This window comes from Paenibacillus dokdonensis, from assembly GCF_004916975.1.
Taxonomy (GTDB): Bacteria; Bacillota; Bacilli; order Paenibacillales; family Paenibacillaceae; genus Paenibacillus_AQ; species Paenibacillus_AQ dokdonensis.
The window spans coordinates 3,037,182-3,055,235 of sequence record NZ_STGQ01000001.1 but is presented as its reverse complement, the minus strand read 5'-3'; the positions used below and the strand labels follow the sequence as shown (position 1 = coordinate 3,055,235).

The following is an 18,054-nucleotide window of genomic DNA, read 5'->3' as shown; positions in this document are numbered from 1 at the left end:
TTAAGTTCATCCTCAATATTAGTAGATTCAAAAAAGGAAAGGGTTACGATTCCATGAAGATGAAATTTCAAGTTTGATACCGGGAGAAATGAAAGTGGACTATGTACGGAGCACACTAAGACTTCATTAATCTTGTGCTCTCAGTTCAGTGACCGGACAGAATCCCGGATTCGTTGAACATAATTGTTTGGTATATTGCGGCTGGAGTTTGGAGAGCTCGGCAAAATAGCTTCCAATGACGTGATTGGCACCAACCGATCCATTCTGGAAAGGTAGAGGCGAGGAGGTCTGGACATGACTGTAATAGTATTTTTTTTCTCGTCTTGGAAGCTTGTAGATAGATGGGGGCGTATGTGTTACGACGTCCAGTAGATTGGCAGTGCGGCAGCTGCTCCGGACATACTTCGTAAAGGCTTTTGAGAAGGCTGGATCGCCTACACGGGGAGAACCATATGTAAACAGATTGGGTGAGACGAAGGCGGTGTTGGCCGCAATATCGATAGCACACAATGTCGCGAGTGCTGCGCCGAGGCTGTGACCAGTAATATAAAGTGTCATATCGGGAGATAATCTGCCCAGAGCTGAGAAGATTTGGCCGCGGGCGGAAGAATAAATGTCAGTAAAACCGCGGTGTGTAAGACAGTCTTCTTTAATATATTTGAAATTCTTTTGTGAGGCGATAACGTCGGATATCCAATTGGTTGCAGAACTGGTTCCCCGAAAGGCAATGATAATTTCCTGGGGAGATGCCAGGATGAACCCGAAGCGTTCCCACACACGGGTAATGGATTTCGCTTCAATGGTATCGATGACCGAATAATTCAGTGGAACAACGAAAGAACCGTCCGTATTTGTAAATTGTGCATAGGTCTGCCCACAGACAGCCGCCAGAAAGATAGCCCTTTGCTCTTGATCATTGTTTGTACCCACCTGCATCCCGCCCCTTCCCTCCTGCATTATATTAATGGGAAGAAGGAGAGGTGCCTATTTGTGTGAGATGTATATGGAATACATTCATATCTTATATTTTTTACATATTATCCATAAGGAAGGACGCATGTTAGCATACAAGATACAGGGAAAAGGGGAAAGATGCCAGGTTCGACTGAATTGTTCTGTCTACAGAGGAGATAACAGATGCTATCCAAATCAGCGTTTCCATTACTATTATTGAACATGTTTCTTGCTATGCTCGGCACGGGTCTTGTCATTCCGATATTGCCGGACCTTCTAAAGGAGTTTGGAGCTGGCGGTCAAGCAGCGGGATATTTGGTATCCTGCTTCGGTCTGACACAGTTTCTATTTTCACCGATTGCAGGCAATTTGTCCGATAAATACGGCCGTAAACCGATGATTGTCGCCGGACTTATTTTATTCGCCCTTTCCAATTTATTGGCGGCGTTTGCCGGTGATTTGTCTTTATTATTCGTGTCGCGCTTAATTGGCGGAATAGGCTCAGCAGCCTTGGTCCCATCCATTATGGCGTATGTAGCGGATATTACGACCGATGATCAGCGCAGCAAGGCAATGTCTTGGTTGGGTGCGTCGATGTCATCGGGTTTCATTATTGGGCCGGGTGTAGGGGGTTTACTTGCTGAGTTTGGCATCAAGGGGCCCTTCTACGCATCCGCTTGCATTGGACTATTGGCCATGGGTTGCAGCCTCAAAATGCTGCCGGAATCGTTGTCACCGGAAATACGTCTAATGCGTCAGCAATCGGTTGAGAGACGGGAGAGCGTTTTTCGTGAGCTTGCGCTTTCGGTGAAATCCCGTTATTTTATTTTATTGCTCATTGTTTTTGCCTCAACGTTTGGTCTTACACATTTTGAGGCGATTTTTCCGCTGTTCGTTGTACAGGGCTACGGATTCACTACACGTGATATCGCTATACTGATAACAGTCTGTTCTTTGATCGGTACGTTTAACCAAGTTGTATTGACCAACCGGATAACGCAGCGATTCGGGGAAAAGCGAATTATCAGCGCCATGCTTCTGCTATCTGCGGTATCACTCGTATTCTTGCTATTTTCGGGAAATTTCTATTATGTCATGTTCGTAACGATGCTTTTCTTTACATTCAATAATATTTTACGTCCGACGATCAATACCATGCTTTCCAAGGAGGCTGGTGAGGAACAGGGCTTCGTGGCTGGAATGAACAATGCCTACATGAGTCTCGGAAATATTTTTGGACCTGCACTCGCGGGGATTTTATTCGATATCCATATTGACTTACCGTATTTGTTTGGAGCGTTCGTGCTGCTCGTCAGCAGCTTCGTATCGGGAAGACGGATCGGAAGGAAGGGACGCAATATATCCATGAACATGGATCAATCAGCCTGAAAATTTTAATGCCAATTTGGATCGTTATAATATCTCTTCGCTTACGTTTAATATGTATATGAAAAATGTAAGAAAAACAAATGATTTTAATATTTTTCATATGGATGCGCACATGGTAGCATGTCGTTAAGAAGGCAAAGGAGTCATGTGTATGATTCGTCTTTTTATCATTTTATGCATTGTTTTTCTAACCTCATGTCAAATGGTTCCCGAATCTCTGCAGAGTTCGGCGAAAGAAACGCAATCCAAGGAAGAGAGGGTGGAAACGGTGAATCAACCATTCGTTTTATCGGCTGAAAAAGGAGACACTCCAAACGTTCTGAAACTTCTTCAAGACGGAGCGGACATTAATGCAGTGGATGAACGCGGAAGAACTGCCGTCATGGCAGCGACTTATAACAATAAGGTGGACACAGTAAAAGAACTGATTCAAAAGGGTGCAGACCTTAATATTCGCGATCACAACTTAAATAATGTGCTTTTGTATGCCGGAGCGGAAGGTTTTCTCGACATCGTAAAACTCGCAGTCGATGCCGATGCAAATACCAAACTTACGAACCGGTTTGGAGGCACTGCTCTGATCCCTGCTTCAGAACGTGGACATGTAGAGGTTGTTGAAGAACTGCTTACCCACTCGGATATAGACATCGACCATATTAATAATTTGCATTGGACGGCTTTACTGGAAGCGGTCATTCTGGGAAACGGCGGAGAGAAGCATCAAAAAATCGTGCAGCTGCTGGTCGACCACGGTGCTGATGTTCACATTGCTGATGGTGACGGCATCACTCCTTTGCAGCATGCTAAAAAACGTGGATATCGCGAAATTGAACATATTTTACAACAGTCGGGTGCATAAAGCGGCAGTTCATCAGTAACGGGTCACGATAGAATTCCCGAAAATGGAAAGAGCGAACGGAGAGATCCGTTCGCTCTTTTCATTTTACGGCCGATACTTCTACCCAAGTCAACCAGATACCTTTTCGCCGGATGGAACAGGTTTGATTTTTCGGTTTCCGATTTTAAACTGAATCACAATCATGACGATCACCACGGCCGTCAATCCAAGAAGCGCCGGAGGAAAACTGCCTGTATTATCATGTATAAAGCCTACGCAAAGCGGACCCAGGGAAGCAAATATATAGCCGCCGGATTGCGTCATTGCTGATAATGTGCTTGCTTCTTCCATATTCGCTGACTCATCGATAGGCAGCATTAACGCCATGGGGAATAATCCTCCAGCGCCGATCCCCAGAAAAATGCAGGTGAGCCAAGGCGTCACGGGCAACTGAAGCAGCAGCAGGCCGACCAGCTCCATCATGGAGCAGCCAATTAGCCAAACCACCCGGTGCTGAAAACGGCTGACGAGGATGGGGAGCAGAAAGCTGACCGGTATTTGCACGAGTGTGAATAAGGTCAAAATCATGCCGGCCGTATGTTTATCATAGCCCATTTCCTCTACGATCGGTGGTAGCCAAGCGGTGAGTGAATAAAACATGAAAGCCATCAGACCGAAAAAGCAGGTCAGCAGCCAAGCTCGTTTATTGTTTAACGGCAGCTTTAATTCTTTGTTCTCTGCTAAGGATGAATCGCCGGCGGCAGGATTTGCTCTATTTGCAGTCTTCCGGACAGGTCTCCACCAAAAGCAAAGGGCAATGACGGCCAGGACTGACCATGATGCGACTGAAGCCTGCCAGGAATGGTTCAGCGTATTTTGAAGCGGCACGGAAAAGGCGGATCCCAGGGCAGCACCTATGACAAGCGCCATGGAATAAACACCGACGATGGCCGAAGGGTTAGAAAAATTCTTCTTGATGAATCCGGACAGCAGCGGCCCGATAATGGCAATACCCACACCGGCAAGAAAAGCGGTTGCCAGCATCAGCCATGCAGAGCTTACGACATATCTTGCGGCTGTGGCGGCGCCAATCAGCAGAAGACAATAAGTGATGGTACGTTCAAGACTCCAGCGGTTGCTTAATTTGACCGCCGCTGGTGCGAAGAAACCCATACACAAGACGGGCAGGGAGGTCAACAAACTGGCTGCGGATCCGTTCATGCCTAATGTATCTTGTATCGTCCCCAGCAAGGGAGAGACAGATGTGATAACGGGACGCAAATTGAGTGAAGCAAGGAACAGGGCCATAATAAGAAAAATAAAACGTGACATGTATCAACACCATCTTTCATTTTCATTGTAACGGGTAGGTCCAATCCAGTGTATCTGAAAGAGTATTGATTGATCAATCCTATTATTTCTATTATTATCATTAGTATTACTTATGAAAAGTTGGTGAATCGTTTGGAAATCCGTCAGCTTCACTATTTTATGGCGGTTTGTGAAGAGATGCATTTTACGAAAGCAGCGGAAAAAATCGGCGTATCCCAGCCGACATTAAGCCAGCAGATACGTGCGCTGGAGGATGAGCTTCATATGCCGCTGTTTGACCGGATCGGCAAAAAAATTGCGCTCACCGAAGCGGGGATGCTGCTGTTAAATAATGCAACCACAATTATGGATACGCTGCAAAACGTCAAGGATTCCATCGCGGATCTTCGTCATCTTCATGGCGGAAAAATAAGAGTGGGGATCATGCCGTCTGATTTGGATTACCGGATTACGCAGCTTGTTATTGATTTCCATCATGAATTTCCGAAGGTGAAATTGATGGTGATCTCGTCCATAGATATTCTCCAGCAGGTGCTTGATAGTGAGGTCGATATCGGAATTGGCGTGAATGTGCAGCCGAATGACCGGCTGGTTACCATCCCTTTATGCAGAGAGGAGTATGTGTTGACGGTTTCAAAGAAACATCCTTTAGCCAACCGGACGAGCATTGACCTGAAGGAATTAAAGGATCTTCCCGTCATCATGTATCCCGAAGGGTATCTCGGCCGTGATTTGGTGGAAGAGACGGTACGCCAGCAGGGCTTCCAGCTCCATTCCATTCTTGAAACCAGTTCGGCTACTTCGATTCTCAATCTGGTAAAGGCCAACATCGGAGCGACTGTGCAGCCCAATCTATTAATACGTCAAATTAATGATCCGGATTTGCAAATGATTCGTATCCAAGAGAATCCGCCAAGCCGCAGTATGGCGATCATCTACCGTTCTGACCGTTATCTGAGCCAAGCAGCGAAGGCTTTCATGGACAGGTGCAGAGAATATTTTCAAGACCAGGGGGGAGTACGTGTTCATCCGGAATAAACTGTTGTGACCCGATACTGACCTGTACGAATCGGACAAGCTGCAAAACAAAGAGCTTTTCACGACATCGGCAGTAATGGATTATAATAGAGTTAACTTCATTTTAAAGGAGAAATAGATTACATAATGACACAGAAGACGAACTTTGAACAGGTTAGAGAGTTTCATCAGGCATTCAATTGTCCTGCACCAGAGATGCCAACACCGTTGTCGGATAAATTGGCTAACAATCGTGCTGCTTTTATTTTGGAGGAAGTCATTGAGCTCCTGCATGCAACGGCTGGAAGTGATGAGCGTTTCGAGTTGTTTTTTAACGATTTGATGGATCGCGCAAAAGAAACTTATATGAAGCAATCTCAAAAACCCTATCCACAAGATAAACTTACCGGGCAAGTGGATTCATTTACTGATATTAAATACTTTGCCAATGGAGGCTTTGTGGAAATGGGGATTGAGCCAGATCCCATCTTTTCAATAGTTCATGAAGCAAATATGGGAAAGATTTTCCCGGATGGTAAACCACATTACAATGAAGTAGGGAAGGTTATTAAACCGGATAATTGGGAGAAGGACCATGCTCCTGAGCTAAAAATTGCGAGTGAAATCAATCGGCAGATTGAAATAGGTGCTAAGCGATTCGAAAAATAGATTGAATGAACCAATAAAACTCCGGAGAGTAATCCCCGGAGCAGTGAATCAAGAACGAATTATACGATATCGGGAAGAGGATGCCGCCGGCTATTCAGATCAACATCATGTTGATGTATAGTGTGGCGGCTTGTTTTTCGTTATTGGAGCAGTTGAGACGGCTTCGAGGAACGGCGTTCCCGAATCAGAACAATAGAAATGATCATAAGGGAAGTGAGCACCAGTGACATCGGAATGACGAATATGGAAGGATCATACCCTTCAATGAATAATGGCAGCACGTATCCGATCAATGATGCCGTTAATGAAATGAATACGTACAAACTCGAACCGAATCCGGTTCGGCCTACAAACATGCGCTGGACATATCCCATAGCCACTCCATATAAGATGGAAACGAAGAAAGAATAAACTGGCTGAATGAGGAAAAATACGATCAGAGGCGAATGCAAAGCGTAAACCGAATAAGTAATAAGCGCACAGATCCCGCCGAGCAAAATGATTTTTCTGCTGCCGTATTTCGCAGCCCAATAACCGGCAATCGTCATGAACAACAGCTCGAATACGGCCTGCGCACTCCAAATATAAGACACGTATTCCGGTTTGCCGAATAATGATTTAATAACAAGCGGCAGATACAATCCGCGAAGGGCATCTGCGCTTGCAAGAAGCAGCAGCGCGATCAGCATGACAAAGGAAAACGGTTCACCCGCTCCCGGACTGGACTGATTCTTCTCATCCGTGTGTTCCCGATAAGTTAGCAGCATGATAACAAGCAACGCATAACCTGCAAAATTGCCCCATAATACCCCATGAAACGTTGCAATCAAATACAAATTCGCTCCAGCAAGCAAACCGCAAAAAAATCCGACGCTGTACCCGGCTCGCAGCCAAATTTGCGCCATTTCCACAATATCACCGGCTAATCTGGAAAAATGATTCCGAGACAAGGCGAATAACTGTCCCATAATAAGTCCGGACGGCGCACTCACAATACACATCCCGATCAGAGCCTGAATATATCCTTCCGCACGCATGTATACCAGCAAACCGACGAGGCATAACGAAGCTGCTGCAATTGCGAGCTTTTTCCTGCTGCGCAGCTTATCGCTTAACAGTCCAACGGTAATCGTCGTTCCCATATTGAGCAGCAGCGATACAACGAAGATCGACACGACTTCGACCTTCGACAGTCCAATGCTCTCGCTCAGATAAATGGCATTCATCGGAGCTAAAATTCCCATGCCGATTCCATAGCAAATTAATGTAAACAGCATCCTGCCAGCGCCTTCGACCTGCAAAAAACGTCTCATATCCGTTGCCATACGAATCTTCATCCTGCTCCATCTCCTAAGGCTCTTTCCATTTCACCGGTGATCATGTAAGTACAAGCAGTACCATTGGTGGTGAGCTTCACCAAATTTTCAAATAGCTTCTGAGCTGATGTATATACGAGTTTATGAGGTAGTGGCAATTCGCATGCATGTTGTGACCTATTCAAATTGCGTATCATCAGGTAAAAACATATAAGTGCAGGAAGTGTTTAAAATTTTAGATTTTCGAATTTTGATGTCTAATAAAATGAACATTCGTATCGTGGCTATAAATTTAGCCGCTTGAGCTTGTTATAGAGCGTTGCTCTCGAAATGCCGAGCTGCTTCGCGATGGCAAGCTTGTTTCCATTGGCTGATTCCAAGGTGTGGAGCAATAGATTGCGCTCGAATTCGTCGAGTTTAGCCTGAAATGCGGAGCCGTCCAGCTCAGCTGTATTCAGGTCATCGGCCGGCGGGCCAGGAGACCGGCGCTTATGATCTCCTGAATAGATATTGGCAGGCAAGTATTCACGTTTGATTTCCCCGTCGGTGGAGAAAATAACAAGCCGCTCAACGATGTTTCGGAGTTCCCTAATGTTGCCGGGCCAATCGTATTGAAGCAAATCCTCGAATACATCGGGCGTGAATGATTGGATATGACGTCCATAAACGAGTGAGAACTCATGCAGAAAGGATTGCGTAAGTTCATATATATCTTCTTTGCGGTCACGCAAGGAGGGGACATCCAGGGATACGACATTCAGTCGATAGTAGAGATCCTCACGGAAGCTGCCTTCAGTGATCATTTTCTTTAAATCACGGTTGGTTGCAGCGACGATGCGACAGTCTGCTTTCTTCAATTGCGTGCCGCCGACCGCAAAATAATTCTTTTCCTGCAGTACTCGAAGCATTTTAACTTGCATATCCAGGGGCATTTCCCCAATTTCATCGAGAAAAAGCGTGCCTCCATTGGCTAATTCGATTTTACCTTTCTTGCCTTTCGGATCAGCTCCGGAGAAGGCACCCTTCTCGTAGCCGAATAATTCACTCTCGAACAGGGCGGCCGGAATAGCCCCGCAATTGATTGCGATAAACGGGGCGTTGCTCTGCTCGCGGGAATTATGAATCGCCTGGGCGAAGAGTTCCTTTCCAGTACCGCTTTCTCCCTGGATAAGGACCGTTGCTTTCGTCGTACTGATCTTCTTAATTGTGTCGATGCTAGATTTGATCGTAGTGCTCGTTCCTTTGATATGCTGGAAAGGATCGCTTGAAGGGCTTAACATCGCAACTTCCTTCTGCAGATGATGAACCTTGCTTGTCATCTGCAGCAGCTCCTGATGCAGTCTCATCTGTGTGGTCAAATCGGATTCCGCTGCAACAGCCCCAATGATACGATCATCCAATTTTACGGGGGTGGAATTAATGAGGACAAACATATCTTGCCGCGGCCGATGCTGCATTTTATGTACGGATTCGCCGGTTTCAAGCGTTTTAAGCGATTGCAGACGGTCGACTTGAAAAAAATCCGAAGCCGGTTTGCCGATGATCTCGTTTTTTTGAATAGAAAATATATGCTCTGCACCGGATGTCCAGACTGCTACATGTCCTTCCTCATTTATTAGTGTGATCGCGACGTCAGGATTAAGCGTTTTCAAAGTGGTTGTAAAATAAGCTTCTATATATCTGTGCGCCTGCACGGTTGCTTCGATTATATCCGGGGCTGCAACATAACCAACAGGCTGGCCATCACGCAGGACAATTGCAAGAGAACAAGAAGCGAAGGCAGTAGAGATGAAGGTCAAGGAATCCTCCGCATTGACGGTTTGGACGTTGATTATATTTGGCAAATTTGAGGGGTTATCGGTAGTGGACGGCGTGTTCAACAATCCATATTGTCCGGAATCATTTCTCAGGAAAACAGGGAAGTCATGCTCTATTTCATGGCTATCTTGGAGTGATGCCAGGTCAGACAGATCGACAATCTTGTAATTCGTTCGAATAAGACGTTCCAGACTGGGCAATAGATGTTTCATTCAGCTGACCCCCTATACATGAAGAATGTAAGCTCATTGTATTATTAGGGTCATTATACCCAGCCTGATTTTAAGTGTAAATCCTTTTTGAATTTTGATTATGAATACGTAGCTATTTGAACATATTTTTGACGACCATCCACAAATTTGCGGGTTTTTCGGCCAACCGGCGCGTATAGTAGGGATACCACATGGTACCGTATGGCATATAGCAGCGGATCCGAAAACCTTCTTTGGCTAATTGCTCCTGATCATTCATTCGTAAGCCATACAGCATCTGAAATTCAAAAGCGTCTTTGGAAATGCCGTTTTTCGCCGCATATTCCTTGACCCAATGTATGATACGGTCGTCATGTGAGGCGATGGCGGTGTATACGCCTCCGTCCAAATGCATTTTGATGATCTTCTTGTAGTTGTCAATGACTTCGCTCATCTGTTGATAGGCAACCGTTCCCGGTTCTTTATATGCCCCCTTAACCAGACGAAGATTTACTTTTGCTTCGATCAATCGCTTCACATCATCTTCCGTGCGGAACAAATAGGCTTGAATGACGGTGCCAACATTGGTCAACCCTTCCGCATGCAGCCGCAGTACGATATCAATCGTCGCTTGGGTGAATGGTGTATCTTCCATATCGATGCGCACAAAATTGTTATGCTTCCTGGCTTGGCTTACGACGGCTTTAATGTTGTCATAGCAGGCTTCCTTATCGAGAGCTAAACCCATTTGGGTGGGCTTCAAAGAAACATTAGAGTTTACGTTCCCTTCAGCGATCCCGTTAACCAGTCTAATATATTCTTCCCTGTAGCCAGCAGCTTCCGCTAATTGTTTGATTCCCTCCCCCAGGTGGTCCAAAGTGACCATGATGCCTTTGCTGTTCAAGATTTTGATTTCGGCTAGAGCCTCAGCCAAGGTATCTCCTGCAATGAATTTGCCTGCCAATTTCTTGCCGTATTGTAGTGAAAGCTTCTCGACCAGCTGATTGCCTGAAATCGAGAGCAGCACCTTCCGGTATAATTCTGTACTGTCCATGGGTATTTCCCCTTTCAGATGTTGAATATTGTCATGTGTCAACTTGCATCATTAGTTAAGCAAAATTCATACCAAAACAATCGTTAAGGGAGTTGGCATGATTTTTGCTTCTAGTTTATAGAGCAGGTTAAATTACACAACTCATTAGAGAGAGGATGGTTTTTATTTATGAGATCAGAATTCAGGAACGAGACATTCGTTAACTTTAAGGAAGCACACAATAATGTAGAATACGATGCAGCTCTTAAGAAAGTGGAGGCCGAACTAGGCAAGGACTACCCGCTCATTATCGGCGGCGAGAGAATCATGACCGACCACAAAATTTCTTCAATAAATCCGGCAAATAAAACGCAAGTAATCGGCGTTGTATCGCAAGCGGACATCCATATCGCGGAGAAAGCAATCCAAACTGCAGCGGCGACGTTTGAAACATGGAAACGTACCGATCCGAATGAGCGTGCCCGATATTTGTACCGGGCCGCTGCGATTCTAAGACGGCGCAAGCATGAGTTCTCTGCCTTGATGACTTTTGAGGCTGGAAAAACGAGAGTGGAAGCCGACGTCGAAACGGCCGAAGCCATCGATTTCCTCGAATTTTATGCGCGCGAGATGCAGCGTCTCAGCCAGCCTCACCCTTTGACGGTCAGCGCAGAGGAAGAGAATGAACTGTACTATATTCCTCTTGGCGTAGGTGTCGTTATTCCTCCGTGGAATTTCCCGCTCGCGATCATGGCAGGCATGACCTCCGCGGCTCTTGTATCCGGCAACACGGTCGTACTGAAGCCGGCGAGCACAACGCCGATCATTGCTGCGAAATTCATGTCCTTGCTGGAAGAAGTAGGGTTACCTGCTGGAGTTGTCAATTTCCTGCCCGGACCTGGTGGGCAAGTCGGCGATTATCTCGTTGATCATCCTCTCACCCGGTTCATCAGTTTTACAGGCTCTCGCGATGTAGGCTTGCGTATTAATGAACGGGCAGCAAAACCGAATCCAGGGCAAAAATGGATTAAACGCGTTGTAGCTGAAATGGGAGGTAAGGATGCGATCGTTGTTGACAAAGAAGCCGATCTGGATCTGGCTGCGGACACGATTACGCTTTCCGCATTCGGTTTCTCCGGGCAGAAATGTTCGGCATGCTCCCGCGTTATCGTTCATGAGGATGTCTATGACACGGTTCTGGAGAGAGTCGTGGAAAGAGCAAGTAAACTGGTTATGAGTGATCCGGCCGATGCAGCAGCTAACCTGGGACCAGTAATCGACGAAAAAGCATACATGAAGATTCGTGAATATATTGAAATTGGCAAGCAGGAAGGGCGTCTGGTGCTTGGGGGCGGTACGGGGGATCCGAACGGATTTTTCATCGAGCCAACCATCTTCGCAGATGTGGATTCCAATGCCCGGATTTCCCAGGAAGAAATATTTGGGCCGGTCGTTGCTTTTACAAAAGCCAAATCCTTCGATGAAGCGCTGGATTTCGCTAACAATACGGATTACGGCTTAACCGGGGCAGTGATCTCAAGTAATGGAGCCAATCTGGAGAAAGCAAGACGGGAATTTTTTGTGGGCAATCTGTACTTCAACCGCAAATGCACAGGTGCATTGGTCGGAACGCATCCGTTTGGCGGATTCAATATGTCGGGTACGGATTCGAAAGCCGGTGGTAGGGATTATTTATTATTGTTTACGCAAGCGAAGTTGGTATGCGATCGATTCTAAAATATTAGACAGCGGCAGCAATGTTCAATTTGGATATTTTTAAGTATAGTGAATAGAGAATCATACTTTTGCGAAGAGACAACCTGCGCGGAAGGGGAGAGTTTCGTTGATAGGCTATCAATTGGTGCAAGATCAGCGCTTGAAACTGGCGATCACTCCTGAACTGAAACAATCCATTCATATTTTAACGTTGTCGGGTTATGAGCTTGCTCAGTATTTGCAGGAACAGGCGACAGAGAACCCTGTCCTGGAACTTGAGGATCACAGGGATATTTATATCTATGGCAGAAAGACCAGAAACGGTGAAGAAAAGCACTTCATGCAAGATCCATTCTGGAATGTGAACAAAGCACAAGAAACAATGGAGGCGAGGCTGAAGAGTCAGCTGCGACTTCTCTCGCTCCCTCCAGAAGTGTATCGGACTGCTGCATACATGGCCGGTAATCTAAACGATGATGGTTATCTGGATATCACATTTGACGATATTCGGACGGAACTGAATATTTCCGAGGCACTCCTGAAGGCTGCGCTTGAGAAGCTGCAATCGCTGGAGCCGGCAGGCATAGCGGGAAGAAACTTGCGAGAATGTTTGCTGCTACAGATCATCCGAGATCCGGCTGCTGTTCCCTACGCATATGAGATCGTGGATGAATATTTGACGGAATTAGCAGATGGAAACTTGGGACGCATGGTTTCTGCTTTACGGATCTCAAGGGAACAGGTGATGGTCGCCTATAAATATATACGAAGCTTAAATCCTCGTCCCGGGCTTTCGATTGGCGCATTCGAACAACATTATATCGTTCCGGATGCCATTGTCGAATATCATGCCGATGGTTTTACAGTTTCTATGCAATCTTCGGCTGTTCCCAAACTTTCCATCAGCCATGAGTGCGGGGAATGGGTTAAGCTGCGGCAATCGACAGATGCTTCTTCGTATTTGAACCATTGCGTGAAGTCGGCACAATGGATTATTCGATGCATTGAGATGCGGAAGCAGACCTTGATGAAGGTCGTATACGCCATGATGGAGGAGCAAAATGAGTTCTTGGCAGAAGGGGTCAGAGGCCTCCGACCCATGACCTTGCATACAATATCCAGCAAGCTGGATATGCATGAATCAACGATAAGCCGGGCGGTTCATGATAAGTTCGTGCGTACCCCATATGGCCTCTTTCCACTAAAATACTTCTTTGCTGCCGGACTTTCGACTTCGGGTGGAGGGACAGCTTCCTCCCAGAAAGTGAAAGCGAGGATCAAAGAGCTCATCGATTCCGAGAATAAAACCCGTCCTTACTCCGATCAGAAGATCGTTGATGTACTTTTTTCGGAAGGGGTAAGGCTGTCGCGCAGAACGGTTACCAAATATCGTGAAGAATTAAAGATTCTTTCTTCTTCGAGCCGAAGACGCAAAATATAAATACAAGGGGCTGCCTCAGCAGGATTCATTGCTGAGGCAGCCCCTTGTAATATGACTGAATGAGTTCACCATTCACCGATACATGAATGAAATAGAAAATTCACTTTGCAATGAATCCATTCCTTTGATGAGTAATTTCATGGATTCCAATAAATTATAGGCGATAATGGGCGGGACAGCCTTCTGATCCGCCATCCCGGCTTCAGCGGCGAGGCGAATGCCATGGCCCAGTCCGATGACATGGAATACGATTTGGTTGAGAGCTTCGGCTGCTTCCGTATTCACTCCGATGCTCAAATACGGCTCGTTCTGATCCGACGGGAACGAAGCGGCGGCGAGGCGAATATCGCTGCATAGTTTCGATATATCTACCGCGCATTGGTTTATCGCTGAGGAAAGTTCAACAAATGCATCTTTGCTGCAGGTTGTATCACTCCGGTCTTTAATGGTGGTCATGTTAAGCTGGGTGTTGACCTTTAAATACGCTGTGATGATGTCCGTGAAATCTGGGCTCGTGTTCGATTCGGAGTTGGTGAACGCTTCGCCCAGATCGATCGTCTGCAGCTGTGAGGCAGCCATGACAAGATGTTTCATATCCCGGAGCAGGTTACGGGCAGCATTGCCGAATTGATGGCCGAGCCAAGGAGGGGTTCCTATTTTCACAGACGTATTCCCGGGTCTGTAAAGCTCCTCCATGTTCTTTTCTTTGGCGAGCAGGCAGGTAATCAATTGATCGGTGGACTTAATCAAATTATGAGTAAGCTGATAGGCAGTGATTTGGAGAGCCACGGTAATGATCCCATTCGATGATTGTGCTAGATTTACATGGCCGTCCGGATTAATTAATGAATAATTCCCTTTATCCTCAAGCATAAACTCAAGAGCCCGATTAGCGATAACCTCGTTCATGTTCGTATTCAATGCATCGGAAGTTCCGCCCTGGACAAAATCCAATGTAAAATCCTCCAGATGCTTTCCATTCATAATTTCTTCCGCAGCCTTGATCATGCAATGACCGATCTGCTTCGGTAACATGCCAAGCTCAAGATTAGCCTGAGCAGCAGCGCGTTTCACGCATGCCATCGCGATAATAAATTCGTCATGAACGGGCGTGCCTGCATTCGGGAATTTCTCGGCGGCGCGCAGTGTTTGAATGCCGTAATAAGCGTAGGAGGGGACCTCTCGAGTCCCTAAGTGATCTTGTTCGATTCTGGTCATCTATTTTCCCTCCGAAAGTTTTATTCATGTGAACGGTTTCAGCTTTGCATTGGATAACTCATGTTTGTAATCCACTATATTAATAAGCAATTTTCATTCCACTTTCGGTTCAACCGGGGACTACATCTGAAATAAACATGACATCCTCAACCATTTGGGTATAATAGGCATATGTTGCGATGAGATGATCTGTATTTGTAGCATGGAGGGATTTATGAATAGCAACCAGCTTTTTTTTCACATTCATTATTGCAATGGCAGGAAATTGAAGGAGCCATTGAGGGTTCCACGTACGTTCTCCAGAACACTATCACATCATGAGCTCATTCTGGTTACAGGAGGCGCCGGCAGCATAACCATCGGTGAAAAAAAACATCCGGTCCAGGAAGGAATGCTGTACTACATCGCTCCGGGTGTATTCCATGCTTTTGAACCGAATCCCTCGAAACCGGCCAGTTTCCTGACCGTTCATTTCAGCTATGCACGTGTGAGCTTGCATGAAGGCAAGTGGGAGGTTACAGACGATATGCAACCGCTTGGTCTCCAGTCTGCCCAATCATTAAAAGATGCCTATCCTGCTCTGGATCTGTTTCAAAAGTTAGTGGATTGCTGGAATGCCAAGCTTCCGGGGTATGAATTCATTTGTAAGACCTTAATCCAGCAATTATTCATCGCCATAGTTCAACATATAAAAAAGCAGCATTCAAGCGACGCGGCTTCCTTGAAAGTTGAGAAGATCATTCAGTACATGCTTCAGCATATCAGCGACAAAGTCACCTTGAATGAGCTGTCGGACCTGGTCCAATTAGCGCCTACGTATTTATCCAGAACTTTTAAAGAGACGACCGGTTACTCGGTCATAGAGTTCTTTAACAGGATGAAAATCGATAAGGCCAAAGAGCTGCTGATTGAAGGGGATAAGAAAGTGAAGGAAGTTGCCCAAGCCTTGGGTTTTACGGATGAATTTTATTTCAGCAGGATATTTAAAAGAAACGAAGGCATCAGTCCATCGGAATATTACAGCAAAAATGTCCATGGAATTTAAGATCGTGCATGGAATTAGGCCTATCTTCGAGCTATTATGAGGAAGTTATTGTTCATGGTTTTGTACAACAACTCTCGCATACAGCAGAAAGGAGGTCTATTTTTTATGCCGATGTGGAAAAGAAATTTAATCGTGTGCTGGTTTGGCATGTTTGTAACCGGTGTGGGCATGAGTCAGATTGCGCCGATTTTGCCTCTGTATATCAAGCAGCTTGGTGTGGATAATACGGAATCTATTGCGCAGTTCTCAGGCATTGCCTTTGGCATAACCTTTATTATTTCAGCTATTTTTTCACCCATTTGGGGAAAGGCCGCTGACAAATTCGGGCGCAAGCCGATGCTTTTGCGTGCAAGCTTGGGAATGGCTGTTGTTGTAGGCTGCATGGGTTTTGCGCACAATGTATATGTATTGATCGGACTCCGATTATTGCAGGGTGCGATTACGGGTTACAGCACAGCCTGTACGACATTGATTGCCACACAGACGGATCAGGAACATGCGGGTTATGCGTTAGGCACACTTTCTACGGCAAATATTGCCGGTTCTTTGCTTGGGCCGACGATCGGCGGATTTATAGCAGAGAACTTTGGTTTGCAAAATTCATTTTTTATTACAGGACTGCTCATGATGGTCGCCTTTATCACGACGGTATTATTTGTAAAGGAAAATTTCGTTCGTGAGAATAAAAAAACACCTAGCATCAAGGACGTATGGCATACCGTTCCCGAAAAAAGCTTGACCATTACCCTATTCGTAACTTTCTTGGTGTTAACGGTGGACTTATATTCGGTAGAGCCCATCATTACTGTATATATTACCAAGTTGTCCAGCCATAGCGGACATGTTGCTTTGTTAGCCGGTTTGGCATTTTCGGCTTCGGGCCTGGCGAACATTATTGCCGCTCCAAGACTCGGGAAGCTTTCGGACAAAATAGGGGCACATAAAGTGATTTTTGCAGCCCTGATCGCAGCAGGAATCCTATTCATCCCCCAAGCCTTTGTGCAGAATCCGTGGCAGCTGATGGGATTACGCTTTTTATTCGGTTTAACTGCAGCAGGTCTGATTCCCTCCGTCAATATCCTGATCAAAAAGATCACGCCGAATGCTCTGACAGGCAGGGTGTTTGGGTTTAACATGTCGGCAGGGTATTTGGGCGTATTTGGGGGGGCCGTCCTGGGCGGACAGGTGGCGGCCTGGTTTAGCATTCGGGATGTGTTTTTTATCACGAGTGCATTGCTGTTGATGAATGCCGTGTGGGTTTATTTTAAAGTGTATAAAAAGCTTAACAATCAGGAGTTGGCTTTAGGAAAACAATAATGAATGATGAGGAGATATGAACATGGAACATGTACAAACAGCAGAAACAGAATGGTTAAATGCAGAGAAAACAGCGCTGGTGGTTATTGATTTACAGCAGGGAATCGTTGCCGGCGGACGTCAGAGCGCTCCTTATACGAGTCCTGAAGTTATACAGAACGCAAGCATATTAGTGGATGCATTTACAGAGAAAGGCGCGTTTGTCGTTCTAGTAAAAGTTTCATCGGTTGATGGTAAAGATATGCTTAAACCTAATACGGATTTAAAAATGGGCCAAATGCAATTGCCGGAAGGTTGGGATAACATTGTGCCTGAATTAGCCGACACGCCAAATGCCCATATCGTTACCAAGCGTCAATGGGGAGCATTTTTCGGTACGGATCTTGATCTGCAGCTGCGCCGCCGTGGCATTGACACGATTGTGCTCTGCGGTGTTTCTACTTCCATTGGTGTGGATACGACAGCAAGAGAAGCTTATCAGCACGGATATCATCAAGTTTTTGCAGAAGATGCCATGGCCGCCACAACCCAGGAAGAACATGATTATGTGTGCAAAACAATTTTTCCTAGGATCGGTAAGGTTCGGAAGAGTGAAAAAGTGGCGGAGATGTTGAAATAAAATAGAATGAGCAATGATTGTAGCTCTATCTATTAGGAATGATAGTATAAGGAACGCCAACACTGGCGTTCTTTTTTTGAAGACTTATTTCACAGTAATTGGAATTGTATATATTGGTTGAAATGTATATAATTTTCTAGG

At 45.7% G+C, this 18,054-nt stretch carries 15 protein-coding genes; 9 read left to right on the top strand and 6 right to left on the bottom strand.

Translation table 11 applies throughout. The features are described from left to right. Nucleotides 1-126: 126 nt before the first annotated feature. On the bottom strand, nucleotides 127-936 hold the full coding sequence (locus E6W40_RS14105; protein ID WP_136606027.1) for a lipase family protein: 810 nt from the start codon (nucleotides 934-936) through the stop codon (nucleotides 127-129). 201 nt (nucleotides 937-1,137) lie between these two features. On the opposite strand from E6W40_RS14105, the gene E6W40_RS14100 reads away from it, so the two are divergent. Together E6W40_RS14100 and E6W40_RS14095 are read left to right on the top strand one after the other, a co-directional pair. Continuing rightward, complete coding sequence (locus E6W40_RS14100; protein ID WP_136606026.1) at nucleotides 1,138-2,343, top strand: MFS transporter; 1,206 nt, start codon at nucleotides 1,138-1,140, stop codon at nucleotides 2,341-2,343. A 151-nt stretch (nucleotides 2,344-2,494) separates the two neighbouring features. Beyond that, entirely contained in the window at nucleotides 2,495-3,202 is a 708-nt protein-coding gene (locus tag E6W40_RS14095; protein ID WP_211147007.1) for an ankyrin repeat domain-containing protein, read from the top strand. Nucleotides 3,203-3,310: 108 nt separating this feature from the next. On the opposite strand, the gene E6W40_RS14090 is transcribed toward E6W40_RS14095, so the two are convergent. After that, the gene (locus tag E6W40_RS14090; RefSeq protein WP_136606025.1) at nucleotides 3,311-4,513 is read right to left on the bottom strand and encodes an MFS transporter; all 1,203 of its coding nucleotides are present in this window, start codon (nucleotides 4,511-4,513) and stop codon (nucleotides 3,311-3,313) included. Nucleotides 4,514-4,582: 69 nt separating this feature from the next. Between E6W40_RS14090 and E6W40_RS14085 the strand changes: the two genes are divergently transcribed. After that, entirely contained in the window at nucleotides 4,583-5,551 is a 969-nt protein-coding gene (locus tag E6W40_RS14085; protein ID WP_342774697.1) for a LysR family transcriptional regulator, read from the top strand. 126 nt (nucleotides 5,552-5,677) lie between these two features. Further along, nucleotides 5,678-6,199 carry a pyrophosphohydrolase domain-containing protein gene (locus tag E6W40_RS14080; RefSeq protein WP_136606024.1) on the top strand — a complete coding sequence of 174 codons (522 nt, stop codon included), beginning with the start codon at nucleotides 5,678-5,680 and terminating at the stop codon, nucleotides 6,197-6,199. A 140-nt stretch (nucleotides 6,200-6,339) separates the two neighbouring features. Here E6W40_RS14080 and E6W40_RS14075 read toward each other — a convergent pair whose 3' ends face one another. The 3 genes from E6W40_RS14075 to E6W40_RS14065 all read right to left on the bottom strand — a co-directional run bounded on the left by E6W40_RS14075 (nucleotide 6,340) and on the right by E6W40_RS14065 (nucleotide 10,578). Then, complete coding sequence (locus E6W40_RS14075; protein WP_246073002.1) at nucleotides 6,340-7,536, bottom strand: MFS transporter; 1,197 nt, start codon at nucleotides 7,534-7,536, stop codon at nucleotides 6,340-6,342. 263 nt (nucleotides 7,537-7,799) lie between these two features. Next, nucleotides 7,800-9,545: a sigma-54 interaction domain-containing protein gene (locus tag E6W40_RS14070; protein ID WP_136606023.1), complete on the bottom strand. Its 1,746-nt coding sequence runs from the start codon at nucleotides 9,543-9,545 to the stop codon at nucleotides 7,800-7,802. Nucleotides 9,546-9,657: 112 nt separating this feature from the next. Further along, complete coding sequence (locus E6W40_RS14065) at nucleotides 9,658-10,578, bottom strand: proline dehydrogenase family protein (protein WP_136606022.1); 921 nt, start codon at nucleotides 10,576-10,578, stop codon at nucleotides 9,658-9,660. A 168-nt stretch (nucleotides 10,579-10,746) separates the two neighbouring features. Between E6W40_RS14065 and pruA the strand changes: the two genes are divergently transcribed. Next, nucleotides 10,747-12,294 carry an L-glutamate gamma-semialdehyde dehydrogenase gene (pruA, locus tag E6W40_RS14060; protein WP_136606021.1) on the top strand — a complete coding sequence of 516 codons (1,548 nt, stop codon included), beginning with the start codon at nucleotides 10,747-10,749 and terminating at the stop codon, nucleotides 12,292-12,294. A 106-nt stretch (nucleotides 12,295-12,400) separates the two neighbouring features. Continuing rightward, the gene (rpoN, locus tag E6W40_RS14055; protein WP_246073001.1) at nucleotides 12,401-13,714 is read left to right on the top strand and encodes an RNA polymerase factor sigma-54; all 1,314 of its coding nucleotides are present in this window, start codon (nucleotides 12,401-12,403) and stop codon (nucleotides 13,712-13,714) included. A 72-nt stretch (nucleotides 13,715-13,786) separates the two neighbouring features. Here rpoN and E6W40_RS14050 read toward each other — a convergent pair whose 3' ends face one another. Further along, on the bottom strand, nucleotides 13,787-14,932 hold the full coding sequence (locus E6W40_RS14050; RefSeq protein ID WP_136606019.1) for a lyase family protein: 1,146 nt from the start codon (nucleotides 14,930-14,932) through the stop codon (nucleotides 13,787-13,789). Between the two features lie 214 nt (nucleotides 14,933-15,146). On the opposite strand from E6W40_RS14050, the gene E6W40_RS14045 reads away from it, so the two are divergent. The 3 genes from E6W40_RS14045 to E6W40_RS14035 all read left to right on the top strand — a co-directional run bounded on the left by E6W40_RS14045 (nucleotide 15,147) and on the right by E6W40_RS14035 (nucleotide 17,913). After that, nucleotides 15,147-15,977: an AraC family transcriptional regulator gene (locus tag E6W40_RS14045; protein ID WP_136606018.1), complete on the top strand. Its 831-nt coding sequence runs from the start codon at nucleotides 15,147-15,149 to the stop codon at nucleotides 15,975-15,977. 105 nt (nucleotides 15,978-16,082) lie between these two features. After that, on the top strand, nucleotides 16,083-17,294 hold the full coding sequence (locus tag E6W40_RS14040) for a multidrug efflux MFS transporter (RefSeq protein ID WP_136606017.1): 1,212 nt from the start codon (nucleotides 16,083-16,085) through the stop codon (nucleotides 17,292-17,294). Between the two features lie 22 nt (nucleotides 17,295-17,316). Continuing rightward, nucleotides 17,317-17,913: a hydrolase gene (locus tag E6W40_RS14035; protein ID WP_136606016.1), complete on the top strand. Its 597-nt coding sequence runs from the start codon at nucleotides 17,317-17,319 to the stop codon at nucleotides 17,911-17,913. The last annotated feature ends 141 nt before the right edge of the window (nucleotides 17,914-18,054 follow it).

What these genes read in the sequence shown, in the direction of transcription:
- E6W40_RS14105 (WP_136606027.1), bottom strand. Translation starts at nt 936, where the DNA reads ATGCAGGTGGGTACAAACAATGATCAAGAGCAAAGGGCTATCTTTCTG.
- E6W40_RS14100 (WP_136606026.1), top strand. Translation starts at nt 1,138, where the DNA reads ATGCTATCCAAATCAGCGTTTCCATTACTATTATTGAACATGTTTCTT.
- E6W40_RS14080 (WP_136606024.1), top strand. Translation starts at nt 5,678, where the DNA reads ATGACACAGAAGACGAACTTTGAACAGGTTAGAGAGTTTCATCAGGCA.
- E6W40_RS14045 (WP_136606018.1), top strand. Translation starts at nt 15,147, where the DNA reads ATGAATAGCAACCAGCTTTTTTTTCACATTCATTATTGCAATGGCAGG.
- E6W40_RS14070 (WP_136606023.1), bottom strand. Translation starts at nt 9,545, where the DNA reads ATGAAACATCTATTGCCCAGTCTGGAACGTCTTATTCGAACGAATTAC.
- E6W40_RS14035 (WP_136606016.1), top strand. Translation starts at nt 17,317, where the DNA reads ATGGAACATGTACAAACAGCAGAAACAGAATGGTTAAATGCAGAGAAA.
- E6W40_RS14040 (WP_136606017.1), top strand. Translation starts at nt 16,083, where the DNA reads ATGCCGATGTGGAAAAGAAATTTAATCGTGTGCTGGTTTGGCATGTTT.
- E6W40_RS14050 (WP_136606019.1), bottom strand. Translation starts at nt 14,932, where the DNA reads ATGACCAGAATCGAACAAGATCACTTAGGGACTCGAGAGGTCCCCTCC.
- E6W40_RS14090 (WP_136606025.1), bottom strand. Translation starts at nt 4,513, where the DNA reads ATGTCACGTTTTATTTTTCTTATTATGGCCCTGTTCCTTGCTTCACTC.
- E6W40_RS14075 (WP_246073002.1), bottom strand. Translation starts at nt 7,536, where the DNA reads ATGAAGATTCGTATGGCAACGGATATGAGACGTTTTTTGCAGGTCGAA.
- E6W40_RS14065 (WP_136606022.1), bottom strand. Translation starts at nt 10,578, where the DNA reads ATGGACAGTACAGAATTATACCGGAAGGTGCTGCTCTCGATTTCAGGC.
- E6W40_RS14095 (WP_211147007.1), top strand. Translation starts at nt 2,495, where the DNA reads ATGATTCGTCTTTTTATCATTTTATGCATTGTTTTTCTAACCTCATGT.
- pruA (WP_136606021.1), top strand. Translation starts at nt 10,747, where the DNA reads ATGAGATCAGAATTCAGGAACGAGACATTCGTTAACTTTAAGGAAGCA.